Source organism: Kribbella sp. NPDC043289, assembly GCF_056436705.1.
Genome location: NZ_JBWKCB010000002.1, coordinates 387379 through 408409, shown reverse-complemented (window position 1 = coordinate 408409; position 21031 = coordinate 387379). Strand labels below are relative to the sequence as shown.

Annotated in this window: 21 protein-coding genes; 17 read left to right on the top strand and 4 right to left on the bottom strand. The window is 67.2% G+C overall.

Features of this window, described 5'->3' with window-relative positions; all coding sequences use genetic code 11:
* The first annotated feature begins 58 nt into the window (after positions 1-58).
* Both AC0662_RS13800 and AC0662_RS13795 read left to right on the top strand, forming a co-directional pair.
* Entirely contained in the window at positions 59-982 is a 924-nt protein-coding gene (locus tag AC0662_RS13800; RefSeq protein ID WP_478300717.1) for an SMP-30/gluconolactonase/LRE family protein, read from the top strand.
* 55 nt (positions 983-1037) lie between these two features.
* On the top strand, positions 1038-2000 hold the full coding sequence (locus AC0662_RS13795; protein ID WP_478300715.1) for an SMP-30/gluconolactonase/LRE family protein: 963 nt from the start codon (positions 1038-1040) through the stop codon (positions 1998-2000).
* Positions 2001-2003: 3 nt separating this feature from the next.
* On the opposite strand, the gene AC0662_RS13790 is transcribed toward AC0662_RS13795, so the two are convergent.
* A complete protein-coding gene (locus AC0662_RS13790) occupies positions 2004-2297 on the bottom strand; it encodes an HU family DNA-binding protein (RefSeq protein ID WP_478300713.1) in 294 nt (97 codons plus the stop codon).
* 66 nt (positions 2298-2363) lie between these two features.
* Complete coding sequence (locus AC0662_RS13785) at positions 2364-3191, bottom strand: phytanoyl-CoA dioxygenase family protein (RefSeq protein WP_478300711.1); 828 nt, start codon at positions 3189-3191, stop codon at positions 2364-2366.
* A gap of 29 nt (positions 3192-3220) precedes the next feature.
* On the opposite strand from AC0662_RS13785, the gene AC0662_RS13780 reads away from it, so the two are divergent.
* The 8 genes from AC0662_RS13780 to AC0662_RS13745 all read left to right on the top strand — a co-directional run bounded on the left by AC0662_RS13780 (position 3221) and on the right by AC0662_RS13745 (position 10092).
* Positions 3221-4024, top strand: a complete 804-nt coding sequence (locus tag AC0662_RS13780; protein ID WP_478300709.1) for a helix-turn-helix domain-containing protein — start codon at positions 3221-3223, stop codon at positions 4022-4024.
* Between the two features lie 83 nt (positions 4025-4107).
* A complete protein-coding gene (locus tag AC0662_RS13775; protein ID WP_478300707.1) occupies positions 4108-5130 on the top strand; it encodes an LCP family protein in 1023 nt (340 codons plus the stop codon).
* The gene (locus AC0662_RS13770; RefSeq protein WP_478300705.1) at positions 5127-5915 is read left to right on the top strand and encodes a YndJ family protein; all 789 of its coding nucleotides are present in this window, start codon (positions 5127-5129) and stop codon (positions 5913-5915) included. The genes AC0662_RS13775 and AC0662_RS13770 overlap by 4 nt, the downstream gene beginning before the upstream one ends.
* A complete protein-coding gene (locus AC0662_RS13765) occupies positions 5902-6465 on the top strand; it encodes a DUF1990 family protein (RefSeq protein WP_478300703.1) in 564 nt (187 codons plus the stop codon). The genes AC0662_RS13770 and AC0662_RS13765 overlap by 14 nt, the downstream gene beginning before the upstream one ends.
* Positions 6466-6604: 139 nt before the next feature.
* Positions 6605-7282 carry a uracil-DNA glycosylase gene (locus tag AC0662_RS13760; RefSeq protein WP_452198983.1) on the top strand — a complete coding sequence of 226 codons (678 nt, stop codon included), beginning with the start codon at positions 6605-6607 and terminating at the stop codon, positions 7280-7282.
* Positions 7283-7448: 166 nt separating this feature from the next.
* Positions 7449-8150 (top strand): DUF969 domain-containing protein, encoded by a 702-nt coding sequence (locus AC0662_RS13755; protein ID WP_478300701.1) that lies wholly within the window; start codon positions 7449-7451, stop codon positions 8148-8150.
* Positions 8147-9118, top strand: coding sequence for a DUF979 domain-containing protein (locus AC0662_RS13750; RefSeq protein ID WP_478300699.1), 972 nt, complete (start codon positions 8147-8149; stop codon positions 9116-9118). The genes AC0662_RS13755 and AC0662_RS13750 overlap by 4 nt, the downstream gene beginning before the upstream one ends.
* An 8-nt stretch (positions 9119-9126) precedes the next feature.
* Positions 9127-10092: a DUF2891 family protein gene (locus AC0662_RS13745; protein WP_478300697.1), complete on the top strand. Its 966-nt coding sequence runs from the start codon at positions 9127-9129 to the stop codon at positions 10090-10092.
* On the opposite strand, the gene AC0662_RS13740 is transcribed toward AC0662_RS13745, so the two are convergent.
* Positions 10040-11818: an ABC transporter ATP-binding protein gene (locus tag AC0662_RS13740; RefSeq protein WP_478300695.1), complete on the bottom strand. Its 1779-nt coding sequence runs from the start codon at positions 11816-11818 to the stop codon at positions 10040-10042. The two genes, AC0662_RS13745 and AC0662_RS13740, sit on opposite strands and share 53 nt — an antisense overlap.
* Positions 11815-13416 carry an ABC transporter ATP-binding protein gene (locus AC0662_RS13735; protein WP_478300693.1) on the bottom strand — a complete coding sequence of 534 codons (1602 nt, stop codon included), beginning with the start codon at positions 13414-13416 and terminating at the stop codon, positions 11815-11817. Before AC0662_RS13735 ends, AC0662_RS13740 begins: the two co-directional genes overlap by 4 nt.
* Positions 13417-13612: 196 nt before the next feature.
* Between AC0662_RS13735 and AC0662_RS13730 the strand changes: the two genes are divergently transcribed.
* From AC0662_RS13730 to AC0662_RS13700, 7 genes are all read left to right on the top strand, one after another.
* Positions 13613-14800: an ROK family transcriptional regulator gene (locus tag AC0662_RS13730; protein WP_452198994.1), complete on the top strand. Its 1188-nt coding sequence runs from the start codon at positions 13613-13615 to the stop codon at positions 14798-14800.
* 12 nt (positions 14801-14812) lie between these two features.
* Positions 14813-16135 (top strand): ABC transporter substrate-binding protein, encoded by a 1323-nt coding sequence (locus tag AC0662_RS13725; RefSeq protein ID WP_478300691.1) that lies wholly within the window; start codon positions 14813-14815, stop codon positions 16133-16135.
* The gene (locus tag AC0662_RS13720; protein WP_478300689.1) at positions 16132-17064 is read left to right on the top strand and encodes a carbohydrate ABC transporter permease; all 933 of its coding nucleotides are present in this window, start codon (positions 16132-16134) and stop codon (positions 17062-17064) included. The genes AC0662_RS13725 and AC0662_RS13720 overlap by 4 nt, the downstream gene beginning before the upstream one ends.
* Complete coding sequence (locus tag AC0662_RS13715; protein ID WP_478300687.1) at positions 17061-17945, top strand: carbohydrate ABC transporter permease; 885 nt, start codon at positions 17061-17063, stop codon at positions 17943-17945. Before AC0662_RS13720 ends, AC0662_RS13715 begins: the two co-directional genes overlap by 4 nt.
* Positions 17942-19198: a 6-phospho-beta-glucosidase gene (locus AC0662_RS13710; RefSeq protein WP_478300685.1), complete on the top strand. Its 1257-nt coding sequence runs from the start codon at positions 17942-17944 to the stop codon at positions 19196-19198. The genes AC0662_RS13715 and AC0662_RS13710 overlap by 4 nt, the downstream gene beginning before the upstream one ends.
* The gene (locus AC0662_RS13705; RefSeq protein ID WP_478300683.1) at positions 19186-20190 is read left to right on the top strand and encodes an N-acetylglucosamine kinase; all 1005 of its coding nucleotides are present in this window, start codon (positions 19186-19188) and stop codon (positions 20188-20190) included. Before AC0662_RS13710 ends, AC0662_RS13705 begins: the two co-directional genes overlap by 13 nt.
* 95 nt (positions 20191-20285) lie before the next feature.
* Complete coding sequence (locus AC0662_RS13700) at positions 20286-21002, top strand: hypothetical protein (protein ID WP_478300681.1); 717 nt, start codon at positions 20286-20288, stop codon at positions 21000-21002.
* Positions 21003-21031: the final 29 nt, after the last annotated feature.

Here is a 21031-nt window from a genome sequence, read left to right as displayed (position 1 = left end):
CCACAGGTTCCGCCCGTTCTCTCAGGCAACGCCCACGGATCAGGGAGGACCCCCGCCCATGTCACGCCTCGTCCGTCGGCTCACCGCGCTCGCCGGTGTGCCGGTCATGCTCCTCGGTCTGCTGACCCCAGCGACCGCCGCCCCACTCACCAGCTCTCAATTCCCGACCCGCATCGACCTACCCGACGGCTTCCAGCCGGAAGGCATCGCGATCGCCGGAGGTACGGCGTACTTCGGCTCCCGCGCCGACGGGGACATCTACGCCGCCGACCTGCGCACCGGACAGGGCAAGGTGATCAGCCAAGGCCCCGGCACCGGCTCGCTCGGGATGAAGGTGGACCGCTCCGGCCGCCTGTACGTCGCCGGCGCCGCCGGTGGGAACGGGCGGGTGATCGACACCCGCACCGGAAAGCTCCTGGCGAGCTACACGTTCACCACCGCGACGCCGACGTTCGTGAACGACGTCATCCTCACCAACGACGCCGCGTACTTCACCGACTCGCAGCAGCCGGTCTTCTACAAGGTGGCGCTCAACCGACCGTCAGCGAAGCCTCAGACGATCCCGCTGACCGGCGACTATCAGCACCTGCCCGGTAACAACGCGAACGGCATCTCACTCACACCCGACGGCCGTGCGCTGATCATGGTGCAGTCGTCGACCGGCTTCCTGCTTCGCGTCGACCCGAAGACCGGCGTGGCCCGGCGGATCGACCTCGGCGACGCGCTGATGACGAATGGCGACGGACTGCTGCTCATTGGCAACACGCTGTACGTCGTGCAGAACCGGTCGAACAAGATCGCGGTCGTCACTCTGAACAGCACCGGCACCAGGGGCCGGCTGGTCCGTGAGATCACCAGCCCGGACTTCGACGTACCGACGACGGCTGCGGCGTTCGGTAATCGGCTCTACCTGCCGAATGCGCGTTTCACAACGTCACCGACGCCAACCGCGCCGTACTGGGTCACCGCTGTCCGGCGCTGAGCGGTTCACGAGGGCGGCTGCTCGTCCTACGTTGGCGACAGGGGAAGGGGGAATCATGAACATCCGTCGCATCACAGCCGCCCTCGGAGTACCAGCACTCGTGCTGGGGCTCGTCGCCACGTCGGCCACCGCGACCGCCGCACCGTCGGCGCAAGGTCAGGTCGTCAAACAGTCCAAGAACTTCCCGTCACTGATCAGACTCCCGAACGGCTTCCAGCCGGAAGGCATCGCGATCAGCCACGGTACGGCGTACTTCGGCTCGCTCGTGGACGGTGACGTCTACGCCGCCTCGCTGCGGACCGGCCGAGGGAAGATCATCAGCCAGGGCCCAGGGACCCCGTCAGTCGGTCTGAAGGCGGACAACCACCGGCGGCTGTGGATCGCCGGCGGTCCCAGCGGTACCGCGCGGGTCGTCGACATCCGCACCGGCAAGATCCTCAAGAGCTACAGGCTGACCAGGTCCACCTCGACGTTCATCAACGACGTCGTCCTGGGTCACAACAGCGCGTGGTTCACCGACTCGAGCCGCGCGGCCATCTACCAGGTACCGATGGGACGCCACGGCAGGCTGCTGAACAAAGTCCGGACCATCCCGCTGACCGGTGACTTCAAGGAAGTCCCGAACGCGTTCAACGCCAACGGCATCACGCTCACGCCGGACGGCCGCGGGCTGATCATCGTGCAGTCGGCAACCGGGTTCCTGTTCAGGGTGAACCCGCGCACCGGCGTGACCCAGCGCGTGGATCTCGGCCGCACGGTGATGACCAACGGCGACGGCCTGCTGCTCCTCGGCCGCACGCTGTACGTCGTACAGAACGCCTCGAACCAGATCGGTGTGCTGAGCCTCAACCGGGCCGGCACGAGGGGCCATCTGGTCAAGACGATCAGGGATCGCACCTTCGACGTCCCCACGACCGTGGCGGCGTTCGGGCCGCGGCTCTACCTGCCGAACTCCCGGTTCAACACCGTCACGCCGACGCCGACGACCCCCTATTGGGTCACCGCCGTCCGCCGCTGACGGTCAGCCGGCTGTGCGGAGGCCGCCTCGGGCCGCGGCCTTGAGGCGGCTTCCGCACGACAGGCGCACGGAGTACCCGGCCGGGATGGTCAGCGGCTCTCCGGTCTGCGGGTTGCGACCGATCCGCGGGGCGCGCATGACGCGTTCGATGCTGAGCAGCCCGGTCAGTGACACCTTGTCACCGCGCTGGACCGCTTCGGTGACGACGTCGCCCAGCGCGTCGATGACCTTCTCGGCCTGGTTCCGCGGGATGTCCGCCTTCTGTGCCACGCCGATGATCAGTTCGTTCCGGTTCACGGCTCTCCTCAGACTCGGTTCACGCTTCCGGAGCACCTTAACCGAAATGATTGTCATTAGCGAATGTCAGAGCCCGTCCCGGTCGTGCCAGTGGTTCTGCCAACGCGCATCGACAGCGTCGTCGGCACGCTGGTACCGGATGTCGGTCGACAGCCGCATCTCGGCGGACACGTTGTCCAGTGCGGCGTGGACTGTGTGTGCAGTGTGGACAACCACGTCTCCGGCCGCGTAGTCGGCCACCAGCCAGTTGGCGTCGTACTCCGTCGCGAGAGCGGGCAGGTCCGCGGTGATCGATGCTGCGGGGCGTTTCAGTCGCCCAGCGGCCTCTTCCTCGAGCACGCGGTGGTGGCTGCGCTCCAAGTACGTCAGTCCGCCGAGGCTGACCGGGCAGTCGCCGAGCGGGATCCAGGCCGACAACACCTGGTCACTGCCGCCCCGCAGGTACACCAGGTCGTAGTGCGCCTGGGTCGCCGTACCGATGCCGTTCTCCCCCGGCGCCGTCTGCCGGATGATCTTCCGCCGGTGCAGAAACGGTTCACCACCAAGAAACCACTCGAACCAGCCCTTCAACGCCGGCTGCGCACAGAAGGCGGCGTACTCCGGCCCTGGCACGACCTCCTCGAACAGCACCTTCCGGTACGACGCTCTGTCGCTAGCGGCCCCAGTGAGTCGGAAGTAGTACTCGCGGAACTGCAGTACCACCGCCGGATCCAGCAGCCCAGTCAGGTACAGGTACCCGTCCCGCTGCAGCCGGGACCGCAGCCGCTCCCGATCGCCACGTTCCTCCTCAGGCACCGCGACCAGTTCACCCAGCCGATGCTCTTCCAGCACGTATCCGTTCGACGTCAGCACACCACCATTCCACCGGCGTACGCCGACCAGCGGAATGGACACGTGCGGTCGGCTCCTTGGACTCTTGTGACGTGCAGAACTGGTCGATCTACCTGACTCCAGGAGCTGTAGAGCGCCAACTTGGACTCTTCTGCCTCGGCGCAGGTGAGCAAACACACGGCCCGGAAGCCGCGCCGGAACGCGCTCTCGGCTGCCACGCGCTCGTCTGGCTCAAAGAGGGACGCGGCCACCTGCTGCACGGCCCTAACCGTGAACTGCACGAAGTACGCGCACCAGCGATGCTCTGGCTGTTCCCCGGCGTCATTCACGGCTACCGACCCGCATCGCGCTGGCGGCAGGCGTGGGCACTGTTCAGCGGCCCTGCGACCGCAGCGCTCACGTCACTCGGCCACCTCGACGTCAACCAACCAGTCCGCCGGTACGCCGACCCACGTCCGGTCGACCGCGCATTCACTCGCCTGCTCCGCGTCAGCACCCAACACAGCGCCGTACAACTCACCGGGGCGCTGTACGACGTGATCGGTCAGGCTGGAGCTCCATCTGGTGGCGACGTGGCCGCACAGCTCGCTGAGCTCGCCAGTACGCCAATGAGCGTTCAGGACTACGCCAGTGAGCTCGGTCTCACCGTGAAGGAGCTGCGCGATGCCGTCCGCCGTACCACAGGTTCAACTCCGCATGAACTCGTGCTGAGCACCAGACTCAGCAACGCAAAGGTTTTGCTCGCCGAGGAAGACCTGCCGGTGGCCGTGGTCGCCCGGCGTGTCGGGTACGACGATCCGGCGTACTTCAGCCGCCTGTTCGCCGCCAGGGTTGGGATGTCGCCGGTCGCGTTCCGGCGGTCTGGTTCGCTCTCGGGACGGATTTCCTCCCTTTGAAGGAGGTGCCATCGACTTTCCGACGTGTAAAACCATTCAGTGGGGTGACGTGTTCGGAGGCCGGACACCGATACGGTCGTCGCATGAGTGAAACGCAGCCCATCGACCCGCGATACGCGAACCCGTCGCCGCCGCGACGCCCGAAGAAGCGGCGTAACTGGTTCCTCCGGACCGTCGGACTGATCGTCCTGCTGTTGGTCCTCATGCTGATCTCGGTCCCGCTCTACGCGTGGAGCCGGATCGACAAGATCGAGGCGATGCCGACCGGTGACCGGCCGGCCGAGACCTCCGGGACGACGTACCTGATGGTCGGGTCGGACGCCCGCGAGGACCTCAGCCGCGCCGACCGGGCCCGCCTGCACACCGGTGGCAACGCCGGCCCGGCGCGGACCGACTCGATCATGTTGATGCACGTCCCGAAGTCCGGTCCGACCGTGCTGGTCAGCATCCCGCGCGACAGCGCGGTCAACATCCCCGGCACCAGCGGCAAGCAGAAGATCAACGCCGCGTTCAACAAGAGCCCGGCGCTGCTCATCCAGACCATCGAGAACGTCAGCGGTCTGCGCATCGACCACTACGTCGAGGTCGGCTTCGGCGGCTTCGCGTCGGTGATCGACAGCGTCGGTGGGATCAACATGTGCTTGCCGAAGGCAATGAAGGACCAGCAGGCGCACATCGACCTGCCGGCCGGCTGCCAGGACCTCGACGGCGTCAAGGCGCTGGGGTACGTGCGGTCCCGGCACGCGGACGGCAAGAACGACTTCGGCCGGGTCGAGCGGCAGCGGCAGATGGTCGGTGCGGTCGCGAAGAAGGCGAGCTCGCCGACGACGTTCCTGAACCCGGTCCGCTACTACAACGTCGCGACCAAGGGCGTGGACGCGCTGACCGTCGACAAGGACATGAGCCTGTTCGACTTCATCGGGTTCGCGCGCGGTATGAGGGCGATCTCCGGGAGCGGTGGGGTCACGCTGACCGTGCCGATCGCGGACGACAACTACCAACTCGGCCACGGACGTGGTGTCGCCGTGAAGTGGGACACCGCCAAGGCCAAGGCGCTCTTCGACGCTTTGAAGTCGGACAACACGAGCGGCCTGAAGAGTAGTTGACCGTCCTGGTCCACGCGGTGGTGAGCCTGGGCATGCTCATCGTCGTACCCCTCGGCCTCACCCTGCTCCCGACGCGAACCACCAGCACCCGCTGGTGGTTCGCGTTCGCCGTTCCAGGGGTAGTAGCGCTCTGGCTGCCCCGTGGTGCGGTCTCGATCGTGCTGGCCTCGATCTACCTCGCCGGCACGGTCGTCCTGATCACACTGGCCGCGCGGCACTTCTGGCAGCACAGGAGGTTGAGCGCGTGGCGCGTCGCTCTCTACACCGCACTGGCCACTCCGTCGATCGCCGCGCTCGCACTGGTCGCCGAGCGATCGTCGTACGAGCTGTTCGGGTTCAACCTCACGGTGCTGTCGCTGACGGTCGCACACTTTCACTTCGCGGGTTTCGCTGCCGCCCTGATGGCCTACCTCGCTGCGGACGGGCTAGCGGCCGTGAGTGTGCCGTTGGGTACTGGGATCGTTCTGCTCGGGTTCTTCCTCGGCGACGCGGTGGAACTCGCAGGAGCCGTCGTACTGACCACAGGTATGTGGCTGGTGGGCTGGAACCTCTGGCGGCGTTCCCGACGCGCGGACCGGAGTACGGCGATCCTGCTGGTGGTGTCGGGGTCTGTGTTGGTGATCACGATGCTGTTGGCAGTCAGCTGGGCACTGGGACACGTGGTCGACACGCCGTACCTGCCGTTGGAGTGGATGGTTGCCACACATGGCGTGGCGAATGCGGTTGGCTTCGGGTTGTGTGGCGTGCTGGCCATGCGGAGGGAGAGAGTTCGTGACGCTGGATGAGTTGGCGGGGCTTGAGTTCACGTACGACATCGTGGGAGCCACGCAGTACGACGAGACTCCCGATGGCTACCACCGTCTGGAGCACCGCGAGCGGATCGGGGACGGGGACGAGGTGTTCACCCGTGCCGCCGAGGCGCTGATGACGTGGCGGATGCACCGGGCCGCAGGGCTACCCATGACGGCGACGGACACGCCACCACAGGTGGGCACCAACTCGCTGGCGCGGCTCGGCCCGGGAATCCTGATCGGCCGACTCCGGACTCTCGCGCCACTCGGGCGGATCGGCGTACCGGTGCCATGCCGTGTGGTTTGGACGGTCGACGAGCCGGATCGGGTCGGTTTCGCGTACGGAACGCTCCAAGGGCACCCGGAGGCCGGTGAGGAGTCTTTCGTCGTCTCCCGCGACTCCGACGGTGTCCACGCCACTGTCCGTGCCTACAGCCGCCCCGCGACCTGGTACACCCGCGTGGCCGGTCCAATGACCCGCACTGCCCAGCGCTACGCGGCCGGCCGCTACACCGCGGCACTCCGGCGCCTCTCCACCCCATAGCGAAGGCCCCGCAGACTCATACTCTGCGGGGCCGCCACCTTTGTACAGGGCGTAGTAATACCAGCGTTTGAGCGACACGCGAACAGTGGGCGACTACCCGGGGTGCAGCGCAGGTCGCCGTACTGCGAGACTGTGGCGGGTGAGTCCTAAGACGTTGGCGGATCTGGTGGCGCCCGACTGGGCCGAGGCGTTGGCCCCGGTCGAGGACACGGTGACGCGGATGGGTGAGTTCCTGCGCGGCGAGATCACCGCGGGCCGGGCCTATCTGCCGGCTGGGGAGAACGTGCTGCGCGCGTTCCACCGGCCACTGGGACAGGTGAAGGTGCTGGTGGTCGGCCAGGACCCGTACCCGACACCAGGACACCCGGTGGGTCTCAGCTTCTCGGTGGCGCCCGATGTCCGGCCGATCCCGCGAAGCCTCGCGAACATCTACCGCGAGCTGATGGCGGACGTCGACGTACCGGCGCCGTCCAACGGTGACCTCACGCCCTGGGCCGACCAGGGCGTGCTGATGCTCAACAGAGTGCTGACCGTGCAGCCGGGCAAGTCCGGCGCGCACCGCGGCAAGGGCTGGGAGTCCGTCACCGAACAGGCCATCCACGCGCTGGTGAACCGCGGTGGCCCGCTCGTCGCGATCCTCTGGGGCCGCGACGCCCAGACGCTCAAGCCGATGCTCGGCAGCACGCCGTACGTCGAGAGCGCGCACCCGAGCCCGATGTCCGCGGACCGCGGGTTCTTCGGGTCGCGCCCGTTCAGCCGGGTCAACGCGCTCCTGGCCGAGCAGGGCGCCGAGCCGGTGGACTGGCGACTCCCCTAACTCCTCCAGCAGTACGACGCCGACGCGCCGGGACCCCCGTGGTCACGGCGCGTTACTGCGTGCTGCCGACGATTTGTTCGAATGATCCATTGCAGGATCGTTCAACAATCCTTAAGGTGAGCGGAACATCTCCCCCAGTCACACCGTTCCGTCCCCGGGAGGAACCATGTGGGTTCTGCTCGCAATCGCGGTGGTGGTCGTCGGGTTCGCCCTCCGGATCAACTCGATGCTGGTCGTCACCGCGGCCGGCATCGTGGCGGGCCTGATCGGCGGCCTGTCTCCGGTCAAGATCCTGAACGCGTTCGGCGACGGTTTCGCCGGCAGCCGATCCGTCACCGTCTTCATCGTCACGCTGCCCGTCATCGGGCTGGTCGAGCGCTACGGCCTGCAGCACCAGGCCCGCAAGCTGATCAGCAAGCTCAAGGTGCTCACCACCGGACGCCTGCTGGCCATCTATCTGCTGATCCGCCAGGGCACCGCGGCCCTCGGCCTGACCAGCATCGGCGGTCCCGCACAGGCGGTCCGCCCGCTCATCCATCCGATGGCCGCCGGCGCCGCGGAACGCCGGTACGGCAAGCTCCCGGACACGGTCCAGGAGAAGATCAAGGGCTTCGCGGCCAGCGCCGATACGGTCGGGTTGTTCTTCGGTGAGGACATCTTCGTCGCGATCGGCTCGATCCTGCTGATCACCGGGTTCGTCGACACGACGTACGGGCTGCACCTGGAGGCGATCGACATCGCGCTCTGGGCGATCCCGACCGGCATCTGCGCGCTGCTCATCCACGGCACCCGGTTGCTGCTGCTGGACCGCCAGCTCGACAAGCTGGCCGCCGAGGAGCGGGCGGCGGCGAAGGAGGCCGCGCGATGATCAAGGTCGAGTGGTTCTACTGGCTGTGCGGGATCTTCTTCGTACTGATCGCGCTGCAGGTGCTCAACGACCGCAGCAACCCCAAGCGCGTCGGGAGCGCCGCGTTCTGGGGCATTCTCGGCGTCTCGTTCGGCTATGGCACCTTCGTGGTCGACAAACGGGCACCGGCCTGGCTGCTGGGCATCGCGGTCATCGGTCTGGCCGTGCTGGCCGGCACCGGCTTCCCGGGCAAGGGCGAGGAGCGTACGACGCCGCCCGCCGAGCGCAAGCACCTCGCCGACCGGTTCGGCAACAAGCTGTTCCTGCCGGCGCTGGTGATACCGGTCGTCGCGGCGATCTTCGGGGCCTGGCTCGCCAAGGTGAAGCTCGGTGACGGCACGCTGCTGCTGCAGTCCGGGTCCGCCACGATCATCGGCCTCGGCGTCGCCTCGATCCTTGCGCTGATGCTGGGCATGGTGCTGCTCCGACCGAAGTCCCCCGCGGTGCCGCTGCACGAGGGACGCCGGTTGCTCGAGCACATCGGCTGGGCGGCGATCCTGCCGCAGATGCTGGCGACGCTGGGCCTGCTGTTCAACGCGTCCGGGGTCGGCAAGGCGGTCGGCCGGATCACCGATCACCTGGTCCCGAAGGGCTCGCTGATCGCCGCGGTCGCGCTGTACTGCATCGGGATGGCGATCTTCACGATCATCATGGGCAACGCGTTCGCGGCGTTCCCGGTGATGACGGCCGCGGTCGGTTGGCCGCTGCTGGTGCAGCAGTTCGACGGCAACCCGGCGACCGTGTTCGCGGTCGGCATGCTGGCCGGCTTCTGCGGCACCCTGTGTACGCCGATGGCCGCCAACTTCAATTTGGTGCCGGCCGCATTGCTACAGATGAAAGATCAGTACGGCCCGATCAAGGCGCAGCTCCCGACCGCCGTACCCCTGCTGGCCTGCAACATCGTCCTGATGTACTTCTTCGCCTTCTGAGGAGTCCCATGGAGTACGTGGAGTACGCCGCTTGGGCGACCATCGCCTGCGAGGTTCTCGAAACGCCGTACCCGTACGGTTCCGGCCACGCGTCGCAGGGCCCGGACGACGTCGACGTGACCCCTGATCGGCTGCACCCGGCCTTCCACGGGTCCTACGACTGGCACTCCAGCGTGCACATGCAGTGGTCCCTGGTCCGGTTGCTCACAATGGCGCCGGATCAGGTCGGCCGGCGCCCTATCGACGTACTGGATCAGCGGCTGACGCCGGCGGCGATCGCGACCGAGGTGAGGTATCTGCGCGAGCGGCCGTCGTACGAGCGTCCGTACGGCTGGGCGTGGGCGGCGATGCTGGTCGCAGCCGGGCGTACGACGAAGTGGGCGGACGCGCTCGTCCCGTTGGGCGAGGTGATCGCGGACCTCGTCCTGGCCTGGTTGCCGAAGCAGGTGTACCCGGTGCGGCACGGCGTACATCTCAACTCGGCGTTCGCTTTGGCTCTGTTGCTGGAGGCGTACGACGAGCTCGGGCGTGCTGATGTGGTCGACGCGATCAGGACGCGGGCGCTGGAGTGGTTCGGAGCGGACACGGCGTACGACACTCGCTTCGAGCCGTCCGGGACGGACTTCCTGTCACCGGCGCTGAGCGAGGCCGAGCTGATGCGTCGGGTACTACCTGAGCAGGAGTTCGGTACCTGGTTGGCTGCTTTCCTTCCAGGACTGGGTGCCGACCAGCATCTGCTGGAGGTACCAGTCACTGACGACTCTGGTGATGGACAGTTGGCGCATCTGTCCGGGCTGGCGCTGAGCAGGGCGTGGCAGCTCAGGACACTCGCACCGGCGTTGCCTGACGTGGCCGAGGTGCTCAAGGCCGGCGCGGATCGTCAGGTCGCCGCAGTGCTGCCAACTGTCACCGAGGGGGACTTCATGTCGACACACTGGCTGGTGTCGTTCGCCCTCCTGGCAGATCAGGCGTAGACGTACCGGTCCAGCTCCGCCACAGCTGCGCATACCGCCCACCGTCGGCCAGCAACGCCGCATGGGTCCCCGACTCGACCACACGACCCTGCTCCAGTACGACGATCCGGTCCGCCTGCTCGGCCTGAGTCAACCGGTGCGCGACAACCAGCGTCGTACGGCCGGCGGTGGCGGCTGCACTGGCACGCTCCAGCTCACGAGCACCCGCACTACCCGCTTCCGCAGTCGCCTCATCCAGTACGGCGATTGGCGGGTCAGCGAGCACCAGACGCGCGAAGGCAAGCTGCTGCGCCTGCGCACCGGTGAGCGGGTGACCGTTCTCCCCCACAACCGTCTCGAGCCCTTCTGGCAGAGCACGTACCCACGAGAGCGCACCAACCCGTTCCAGTGCCGCCTCTACTTCTCCAGCTGTCGCGGAGGGTCGTGCCAGTTGCACGTCCTCCATCAGCGTTCCAGAGAAGACATGCACCTCTTGGCTGAGCAGTGCGACCTGCTGGCGAGTGCGCTCCTCACCCAGCTCGCGTACGTCGACCCCACCGAGACGCACCGCGCCGTCAGACGGCGCAAGCACACCGGCGGCAATCGCCGCCAGCGTTGTCTTCCCAGCTCCACTCGCACCAACCAGTGCGACCCGTTCGCCTGGTTCTAGGCGCAATGCCACATCAGTGAGCACCTCAGGACCGTCGTACCGATGACCGATCTGCTGCAATTCCAGCGACGCGTCAACCGGGTCCGGGCTCGCCGGTGGTTCGGCAGCCGGCTCGATCTCCAGTACGCCGGCCAGACGGGACAGCCCCGCGGCCGCCGTCTGGATCTGGTCGAACTCCATCAGGACGACGTTCACGGGATTGAACAACCGGTGGAAGTACAACGCCGCGGCGGTCACCGCGCCGACGCTGACCGCGTCCTCCCGGACCAGGAAGAACCCGGTCACCAGGATCGCCGTCAGGCCGACGAACTCCGCATGGTTGATCCGCGCCGAGAAGAAGCTGAACAGCCGGAACACCGTGATCGAGATGTCCCGCGCCGTCCCGGAGGTCTCGCCGATCTTCGCCAGCTGACGATCCTCGAGCCGGTACGCGCGGACCGTCGCGCTCCCCCGCAACGACGCGATGATCGCCTCGGACCGCTCCCCCATCGCCACGCGTTCCTGCTTGTAGTACGGCGCCGACCGCCGCAGATACCACCGCAGCGCCAGGAAATGCATCGGTACGGCGAGCAGTCCCGCCAGACCGAGTCGCCAGTCGAGCGCGAACATCCCGACTGCGGTCAGCACGATCGTCAGCGTCGCACCGAGCACCGAAGGTCCGACCTCGGTCAGCGCGGACGCGACCGACGCCACGTCGTCACCCACCCGCGAAAGCAGGTCACCGGTCCGCACCTTCTCCAGCACCGGCGCGGGCAGCTGCAGCACCCGATCGAGCACCTGCTCACGGATGCGCGCCAGCACGGTCTCACCGACTCGCGCCACGAGTGTCACGCCCAGAGCAGTCAGGACACCGGCCAGCACCGCCGCGAGCGCGATGAGCAGCACCACGCGCACGATGACCGACTTGTCGCCGATGTTGTCGATCAGCACACCCAGCGCCCACGGTGCGACCAGACCGGCCGCACTGGCGCCGGTGATCACCAGAGCTGCGACAGCGGACAGCACCGGTAGCCGCCGAATCTCTCGCCACAGAACGGCCCACGTCACCCGCGGACCCGCAATCGGCAGCAGGTTCATCGCAGCACCGCCTCCTGGTAGACCGGGTCCGACCCGGCCAGCTCGGAGTGGATGCCCTCAGCAACCACCTTGCCGTCGTCGATGACCACGACGCGGTCCATCTTCCCGAGCAGCGCCGGGCTACTGGTCAGCACCAGCGTGGTCAGCCCGGCGCGCTCCTCGGCCAGACCTTCCGCCAGCAACTCCTCGGTCACCGCGTCGACCGCCGTACTCGGATCGTGCAGCACCAGCAGCGGCGGCTCGGCCAGGAGTGCACGGGCCAGACCGAGTCGTTGACGTTGCCCACCGGACAGCGACTGCCCGCGGTCAGCGAGCGGGCGGTCCAAGTCGTCGATCAGGTCTGCTGCGCCGGCTGCGGTCATCACGCGTTCCAGTCCGGTGTCGGCCAGGAGGTTGCTGCGCAGCGTTCCCTCGAACAGGTCTGTCTCGTGTCGCTCCAGCAGCACAGTGCGCCGTACCAGATCGACGTCCAGCTCTTCGAGAGCAGTGCCACCGACCAGCACCGAGCCAGTGTGCTCAGGCGCTCGCCCACTAACAACCGTCAGCAGAGCGTCCGCGTCGCGTGGGTCGTAGCAGAGGACGCCGACTGACTCACCTGGCCTGAGGACGAGGTCCACTGCCGACAGCGTGCCGTGCGAAACGGACTGCAACGTCAACACGGGCTGACTCGAGTCGATGGCAGTAGACGTGCCTGTGACGGCATGAGGCGGTGCAGACAGCACGGAGGCGAGTCGCGCGGCGGACGCCCGTGACATCGCGAGTACCTGGCTCGCGTACCCCAGCGTCCCTACCGGTTCGGCCACGAACTGCGCCAGCCCGACCACAGTGATCAGCTCGCCGATCGTGATCCGTTCGTTCAGAGCAAACCAGCCGGACACTCCAGCGACCGCTGCGAGCAGCAGACCGCTGAGTGCGGTCGTCACCCCGTCCTGCAACCCGTTCGTCGACGCAGCCCGCAGCGTGGCCTTCAGCGTCGCTTGGCTGGAACGCCGGTACCGGTCCGCCGCGCTGTGCTGGGCCCCGATACCGCGCAGCGTCCGCAGCCCACTGACCAGGTCCGTCGCCAGTGCGGTCGTCTGCGCCACCGCCTCCTGCTGGCTCGACGTACGGCGGGTCAACAGCGGCGACAGCGCCTGAATCCCCAGCACCAGCAGCGGTACGCCGATCAACACACCGAGCCCCAGTGGTACGTCGACCAACAGCAGCGACACCGAGGACACGATCAACGCCGTACACGCGGCTGCACCCATCGAGACCGCCCGCATCACCAGCGCGGCCTTCTCCGCGTCGGACGTCGCGATCGAGAGCAGCTCGCCCGACCGCAGACCGGTCCGGTGGCCGCGTGGATCCAGCACGCGCTGCGCGATCTCCAACCGCAGCAGGTGTGTCTCGTACTCGATCGCCCACACGACCTGTCGCGCACCGGTCTTCCATGCGTTCGACAGCACGGCGAACAGCACGATCATCATCAGCACACACCACACCAGCGGCTGCACCCGCCCGGTGGACACCGCGCGATCCACGAAGACACCAATAGCGACCGGAACCGCGGCCTCGGTGGCCTGGTGCAACGACAGCACCAACACTCCCACAGTCATCCGCCCACGGTGTCGTCGAATCGCCCGCCTCAAAAGCTCCCCAGTCGACATAGTTAGGCAACCCTAACCTACCGCAGCCGATTGACACCCGCCGAAGTCCGCCGTACGGTCTCGCGTTAATAGGAAACTTTCCTAACAGTTCACGAGATCAGCGCGGCGAGTACCCGCGGGCGGCGAAGGGAGGCAGGGTTGGCACATGGCAACGACACCCGGAACGCCGCGCCTGCTGCGCGCGATGAACGACCGCGCCGCCCTGGACCTGCTGCTCAGCCAGGGCCCGCTCTCCCGCACCACACTGGGCAACCTGACCGGCCTGTCCAAGCCGACCGCGTCGCAGTTGCTGGCGCGACTGGAGGCAGCCGGCCTGGTCCGCGCCAGCGGTACGTCGGCCGGGCGCCCCGGACCGAACGCGCAGCTGTACGAGATCAACGGCGACATCGCGTACGTCGCCGGCCTGGACGTCACCCCGGCCCGGATCCGGGCCGCGGTGGCGGACCTCACCGGCAACGTCGTCGGCAGCTACGAGCTGGCCACGCCGGGCCGCAGCGCGAAGGGCACGGTCGACCGGGTGGTGAAGGCCGTCGACGGTGCGGCCGGCGAGGCGGGCCTGGACCGCGAGCGGCTGCACCGGGTCTCGATCGGGACACCGGGCGGTTTCGACCCGACCACCGGCCGGCTGCGGTACGCGACGCACCTGCCCGGCTGGCACGCCCCGCACCTGCTCGAGGAGCTGGCCGCCGCGATCGCCGTACCGCTCGAGGTCGAGAACGACGTGAACCTGGCCGCGATCGCCGAACAGCGGGTCGGCCATGCCCAGGAACACGCGAACTTCGTGCTGCTGTGGGGCGAGGAAGGCATCGGCGCCGCGATCGTGATCAACGGCCGCCTGCACCGCGGTGCGACCGGCGGCGCCGGCGAGGTCGCGTTCCTGCCGCTGCCCGGTACGCCGCTGGTCCGCAACGTCGGCCGCAACAACGCCGGTGGCTTCCAGGAACTCGCCGGTGGCGAACCGGTCCTCGAACTCGCCCGTGAACACGGCCTGAAGGCCCGTACGCCGGAAGCCGCGATCGCCGCCGCGCTGCAGACCGAGGGCGCGGGTGACGCCGTACTGACGGAGTTCGCGCACCGGCTCGCGGTCGGTCTGGCCGCGATCGTCGCGGTCGTCGACCCCGAGCTGATCGTGCTCGCCGGTGGCGTCATCACCGCCGGTGGCGAACGCCTGCGGGGCCTGGTCCAGGACGAGCTCGCCGATCTCGCCGTACCCCGGCCGCAGTTGCTGATGACCGCGATCAGCACCGATCCCGTGCTCTCCGGAGCACTGCAGTCCGCCCTCAGCACCACCCGTGACGAAGTCTTCGACACCGCTGGTCCACCTATCACCTAGGAGAACGAACGGATGCAACGCCTGACCCGTGCCGCCATCGGCACCGCCGCGGTCGCCCTTCTGGCGACGGCCTGCACCGGCACTTCGAACGCACCGCAGGCCACCGACGATGCCACGAAAGACGTCACCATCACCTTCTGGCACGGGTGGAGCGCACCGTCCGAGGTGGCCGCGATCGACGCCGGGGTCAAGGCGTTCGAGGCGAAGCATCCGAACATCCATGTGACCGTCGTCGGCAACATCAACGACGACAAGATCAAGCAGGCGCTGCGGGCCGGCGGCTCGAACGCGCCGGACGTGGTGTCCTCGTTCACCACCGACAACGTCGGGACGTTCTGCGCGTCGAACGTGTTCAGCGACCTGAAACCGTTCCTGGACAAGTCCGGGATCGAGCTGGACAAGACGTTCCCGAAGCCGCTGCAGGACTACACGCAGTTCCAGGGCAAGCGCTGCACCCTGCCGCTGCTGAACGACGCCTACGGCCTGTACTACAACAAGGACGCGTTCAAGGCGGCCGGGATCACCGCGCCGCCGAAGACGCTGTCCGAGTTCGACGCGGTCGCGAAGAAGCTGACCAAGACCCAGGGCGACAGCTACAGCCAGCTCGGTTTCATGCCGACCTTCCACGGCTACGAGTCGACCACCTCGCATTTCGCAGCGCTCTGGAACCCGACGTACTTCACGCCCGACGGCAAGTCGAACCTGGCCAAGGATCCCGCGTTCTCGAGCATGCTGACCTGGCAGAAAGGGCTGGTCGGCCAGCTCGGTGGGTTCGCGAAGCTCGAGAAGTACCGCGCGACGTTCGGTGACGAGTTCGGCGCGAAGAACCCGTTCCACACCGGACAGGTCGCGATGACGATGGACGGCGAGTGGCGGCTCGGGATGGCCCGCGAGGCCGGCGTGAAGTTCGACATCGGTGTCGCGCCGTTCCCGGTGCCGGACGAGCAAGCCGACAGCTACGGCAAGGGCTACCTGTCCGGCACGGTGATCGGTATCGCGAGCACCAGCCAGAAACAGAACGCCGCGTGGGAACTGGTGAAGTTCCTGACCACCGACACCGACGCCGTGGTCGACTTCGCGAACGCCATCCACAATGTGCCGTCCACACTGGCTGCGCTCGAGTCGCCGAAGCTCACTGCTGACGTCAAGACGTTCGTCGGTATCGCGCAACACCCGAAGAGCAGCACGACACCGGCCAGCCCGAACGGCGGCGCGTACCAGCTCACGCTGCAGGACTTCGGCTACGCCTACGAGGCCGGCAAGGTCACCGACCTGGCCGCCGGGCTGGCCAAGACCGACCAGCAGATCGACAAAGACCTGGCCCAGGCGAAATGACGACGCTCCGGCAGAAGCAACGCAGGGAATCGCTGCGCACGGTCGCCTTCCTGTCCCCCTGGCTGATCGGCGTCAGCGTCTTCTTCCTGTACCCGTTGATCTCCACCGTCTACTTCAGCTTCATGAAGTACGACGGGTTCACGCCGCCGACCTGGACGGGTCTGAAGAACTGGCAGTACGTCTTCACCGACTACCCGTTCTTCTGGCCGGCGCTGCGGAACACGCTCTGGCTGGTCGTCGTGATGGTGACGCTGCGAGTGCTGTTCGGCCTCGGCATCGGGATGCTGATCACCAAGGTCAAGACCGGCGCCGGGTTCTTCCGGACCGCGTTCTACCTGCCGTACCTGGCTCCGCCGGTCGCGGCGACGATGGCGTTCGCCTTCCTGCTCAACCCGGGCACAGGTCCCGTCAACAACATCCTCGGCAGTCTGGGTCTGCCCCAGCCCGGGTGGTTCAACGACCCGAGTTGGTCGAAGCCCGCGCTGACGATGCTCGCGTTGTGGGGCATCGGCGACCTGATGGTGATCTTCATGGCGTCGCTGCTCGACGTACCGCAGGAGCAGTACGAGGCGGCGTCGCTGGACGGGGCCGGCGCGTGGCAGCGGTTCCGGTTCGTGACGCTGCCGAACATCTCGCCGATCGTGCTGTTCGCAGTCGTCACCGGCGTCATCCAGACCATGCAGTACTACACGCAGCCGCTGGTGGCCGGGAAGGTCGCCAGCGGGGTGATCGGTGGCTCCGGGCAACAGTTCGAGCCCGGGTACCCGGAGAAGTCCACGCTGACGTTGCCGCAACTCGTGTACCACCTGGGCTTCCAGCGCTTCGACACCGGCGGAGCATCTGTCATCGCCCTCGTGCTGTTCGCCCTGGCGATGGTGTTCACCGCGTTCCTGATGCGCTCGATGAGTGAAAGAGGTACGGCGGCATGACCGCGACCGCTCTGGAGTCACCTGTCACGCTGACGCCCGCCGCCCGCACTGCACGGCGTACCCGCTTCTTGAACTGGGTCGGCGTGCACTCACTCGCTATCGCTGCCGCACTGTTCTTCGTGCTCCCGTTCGTGTTCATTTTCCTCACTGCACTGATGAGCGACCAGCAGGCGCTCACTCGCAACCTGTGGCCGGACACCTGGCACTGGGAGAACCTGCGGACGGTCTGGGAGACACCCGGCTTCCTGACCTGGTGGAAGAACACCCTGCTGTACGCCGGACTCGGGACAGCGCTGACGTTGTTGTCGAGTATCCCGGTCGCCTACGCCCTGGCCCGGTTCAAGTTCCGCGGCCGGAACGTCGTACTGATGCTGGTGATCTCCACGATGATGCTGCCGCCGCAGGTGGTGATCGTGCCGATGTACCTGTTCTGGGCCAAGCAGATGCACCTGTCCGGGACGCTGTGGCCGCTGATCATCCCGATGGCGTTCACCGACGCCTTCTCGGTCTTCCTGCTCCGGCAGTTCCTTCTGACCATCCCGAAGGACTACGTGGACGCTGCCAAGGTGGACGGCTGCGGTGAGTTCAAGGCACTCGTTCGCATCGTCCTACCGATGGCAAAGCCCGCCATAGCTGCCGTAGCCCTCTTCCAGTTCTTCTACTGCTGGAACGACTACTTCGGCCCACAGATCTACGCCAGCGAGAACCCGGCCGCCTGGACCCTCAGCTACGGCCTGGAGTCCTTCAAAGGCGCGCACCACACCAACTGGAACCTCACCATGGCAGCCACCCTCCTGGTGATGGCCCCAGTGATCATCTTGTTCTTCTTCGCCCAAAAAGCCTTCATAGAAGGCGTCACACTGACAGGAGTCAAGGGATGAAGCTGACTGTCGTTGGTGGTGGGTCCACCTATACGCCTGAGCTTGTTGACGGGTTCGCGCGGTTGCGGGACACGTTGCCGGTGTCGGAGCTGGTGCTGGTCGACCCGGTGGCTGATCGGCTCGAGCTGGTCGGCAGTCTGGCTCGGCGGATCTTCGCGAAACAAGGACATGCGGGCCGCGTGATCACCACGTCCGATCTGGATGCGGGTATCGACGGCGCGGACGCCGTACTACTGCAGCTGCGGGTCGGCGGGCAGGCTGCGCGCAACGAGGACGAGACGTGGCCGCTGGAGTGCGGATGTGTCGGGCAGGAGACGACCGGCGCAGGTGGCCTCGCCAAGGCACTGCGGACGGTCCCGGTCGTGCTGGACATCGCCGAGCGGGTACGGCGTACCAATCCGAACGCCTGGATCATCGACTTCACCAACCCGGTGGGGATCGTCACGCGGGCGCTGCTGTCGCACGGGCACAAGGCAGTCGGCCTGTGCAACGTCGCGATCGGGTTCCAGCGCCTGTTCGCTGCGATGCTCGGGGTCACGCCGGAGGAGGTGTCGCTCGACCACGTCGGGCTGAACCACCTCACCTGGGAGCGTGCAGTCCGGGTCAACGGCGAGGACGTACTGCCCAAACTGCTGTCCGAGCACCTGAGCGAGCTGTCGGACGACCTCATGCTCCCGTCGGACGTGGTGCGGCAGTTGGGCGTCGTACCGTCGTACTACCTGCGCTACTACTACGCGCACGACGCTGTGGTGCAGGAGCTGCTCACCAAACCCTCTCGGGCCGCTGAGGTCGCCGCACTCGAGAAGGAACTGCTGGACATGTACGCCGACCCGCAGCTCGACGAGAAGCCCGCACTGCTCGAGAAGCGCGGCGGAGCGTACTACTCAGAGGCAGCGGTCGCACTGGCCTCGTCACTGCTCAACAACACCGGTGACGTCCAAGTGGTGAACACACTGAACAAGGGCACGTTCCCCTTCCTCGCCGACGATGCTGTCATTGAAGTGCCGGCCACGGTCGGCGCCGAGGGAGCGACGCCGGAGCCGGTGGCGCCACTGGAGCCCTTGTACGCCGGACTGGTCGCGCACGTGACGGCGTACGAGGATCTGGCGCTGGAGGCTGCGGTGAAGGGTGGATCGGAGCGGGTGTTCAAGGCTCTGCTGGCGCATCCACTCGTGGGGCAGATCTCGATCGCACAGGAGCTGACCGACCGCCTGCTCGCGCACAACAAGGCGTACCTGCCGTGGGCACGCTAGTCCCGGGCGGAGTCCTCGCCTTCGACGCCGGCAACAGCAAGACCGACGTCGCACTGGTCGCCACGGACGGCACAGTCCTCGGTACGGCGCGGGGCGGTGGTTTCGAGCCGCAGAAGATCGGAGCGGATGCCGCAGTGGCCGGACTGCTGCCATTGGTCGACGCAGCGGCCGCAGCGGCTGGTTTGCGTGTTGGCGACGTACCGCTCGTGCAGCAGATCTCGGCGTGCCTGGCGAACGCTGACCTGCCCATCGAGGTCGAACAGCTCACCAGTGTGTTCGAGCGGCACGGGTGGGCGGAGTCGGTGTACGTCACCAACGACACCTTTGCGCTCCTGCGCTCCGGAGTGGACGAACCGCGTGGTGTGGCCGTGGTGTGCGGTGCCGGGATCAACTGCTCCGGAATGCTGCCGGACGGTCGTACTGCGCGATTCCCCGCGCTGGGGAAGGTCACCGGGGACTGGGGTGGTGGTGCGCAGCTAGCGGAGGAGGCGTTCTGGTCGGCGTCGCGGGCCGACGACGAACGGGGGCCGGCGACCGCACTGCTGTCCGCGCTGCCGGCGCATTACGGGATGGCGTCGTTGACCGCGGTGATCGAGGCCTTTCACTTCGGTGACCTGCCGGACGATCGGCAGTTGGAGGCGGTGCCGGTGCTGTTCCAGGTCGCGGCCGCCGGCGATACAGTTGCCCTGGGCATCGTTCAGCAGCAGGCCGAGGAGATCGTCGCGATGGCGGTCAGTGCGCTGCGACGGCTGGAGCTTCTCACTGAGCCCGTGACCGTCGTTCTGGGCGGTGGAGTGCTGACGGCTGGTCATTCGGTTCTGCTGGATCGCGTCACCAGGTTGCTCGCGAATGTCGCGCCGAAGGCGGTTCCGCGAGTGGTCGACGTACCGCCTGTTGTCGGGGCGGCTCTGCTCGGGCTGGATCACACGGCCGCCGGGGCGGGCGCGCAGGCGCGGCTACGTGCCGCGTTCGCGCCGTCGCCAGCTGCCTAGTGTGTTGCAGCCGTGTCTCAGGATCGCCGTCCGCAAACTCCCGAGTGCGATATGGCGTCGCACCAGTAGAACCACATCCACTCGGGAGGTCGATGATGATTCGAAGGATTATGGGTCTTGGCGCGACGACGGCGCTCGCGGTGAGTGCGCCGCTGGTGCTCACGGGCGCCACGCCGGCCAACGCCGGCACGACAACGGCCGCTAGCTGCAGCCGGCTGACATCTGCGACGAACATTTCCGCGGCGGCGTATGCCGACCGCTTGGTGCGGGCCTGGGGTACCGGCGACACCGCGACCGCGAACTGCTATGCCTCGACGGCCACCGCGAACACGCTCTACGGACAGGCGACGCCAGGCGGTATCCACTGGCGGCGCGTCTCCACCGAGGGCGCCGCGGGCACGATCTACGTCACGTACCACGACGACGCGCGCGGCGGGAACCTGACGATCGGCGTACAGAACGTCGGTCTGCGCGCGGCGGACGGCTGGCACGCGGCGTACACGGCGAAGTTCAGCGGCGAACCGCAGGCGTGGAACGCGGTGCAGTGGTCGGACAACCTGGTCCGCGCGTGGGGCCGCGGAGACACCAAGTGGACGGCGTACTACGCGACGCCGGCCGCCGCTCAGGCGCTGCGCAAGGTCGGCGCCACCGGCGGGTCGCACTGGACCCGGATCGGTGCGGAAGGCGCGGCCGGTACGACGTACGTGACGTACCGGAACGACGTCACCCGGCACACGCTGGTGATTGGTGTCTCGAACGTGGGACTGTCCCAGGGCGAGGCGCACGCGGCGTACACCGTGCAGTATCACTGAGTAGTTTGAGCTGGGACTGCTTCGGTGTA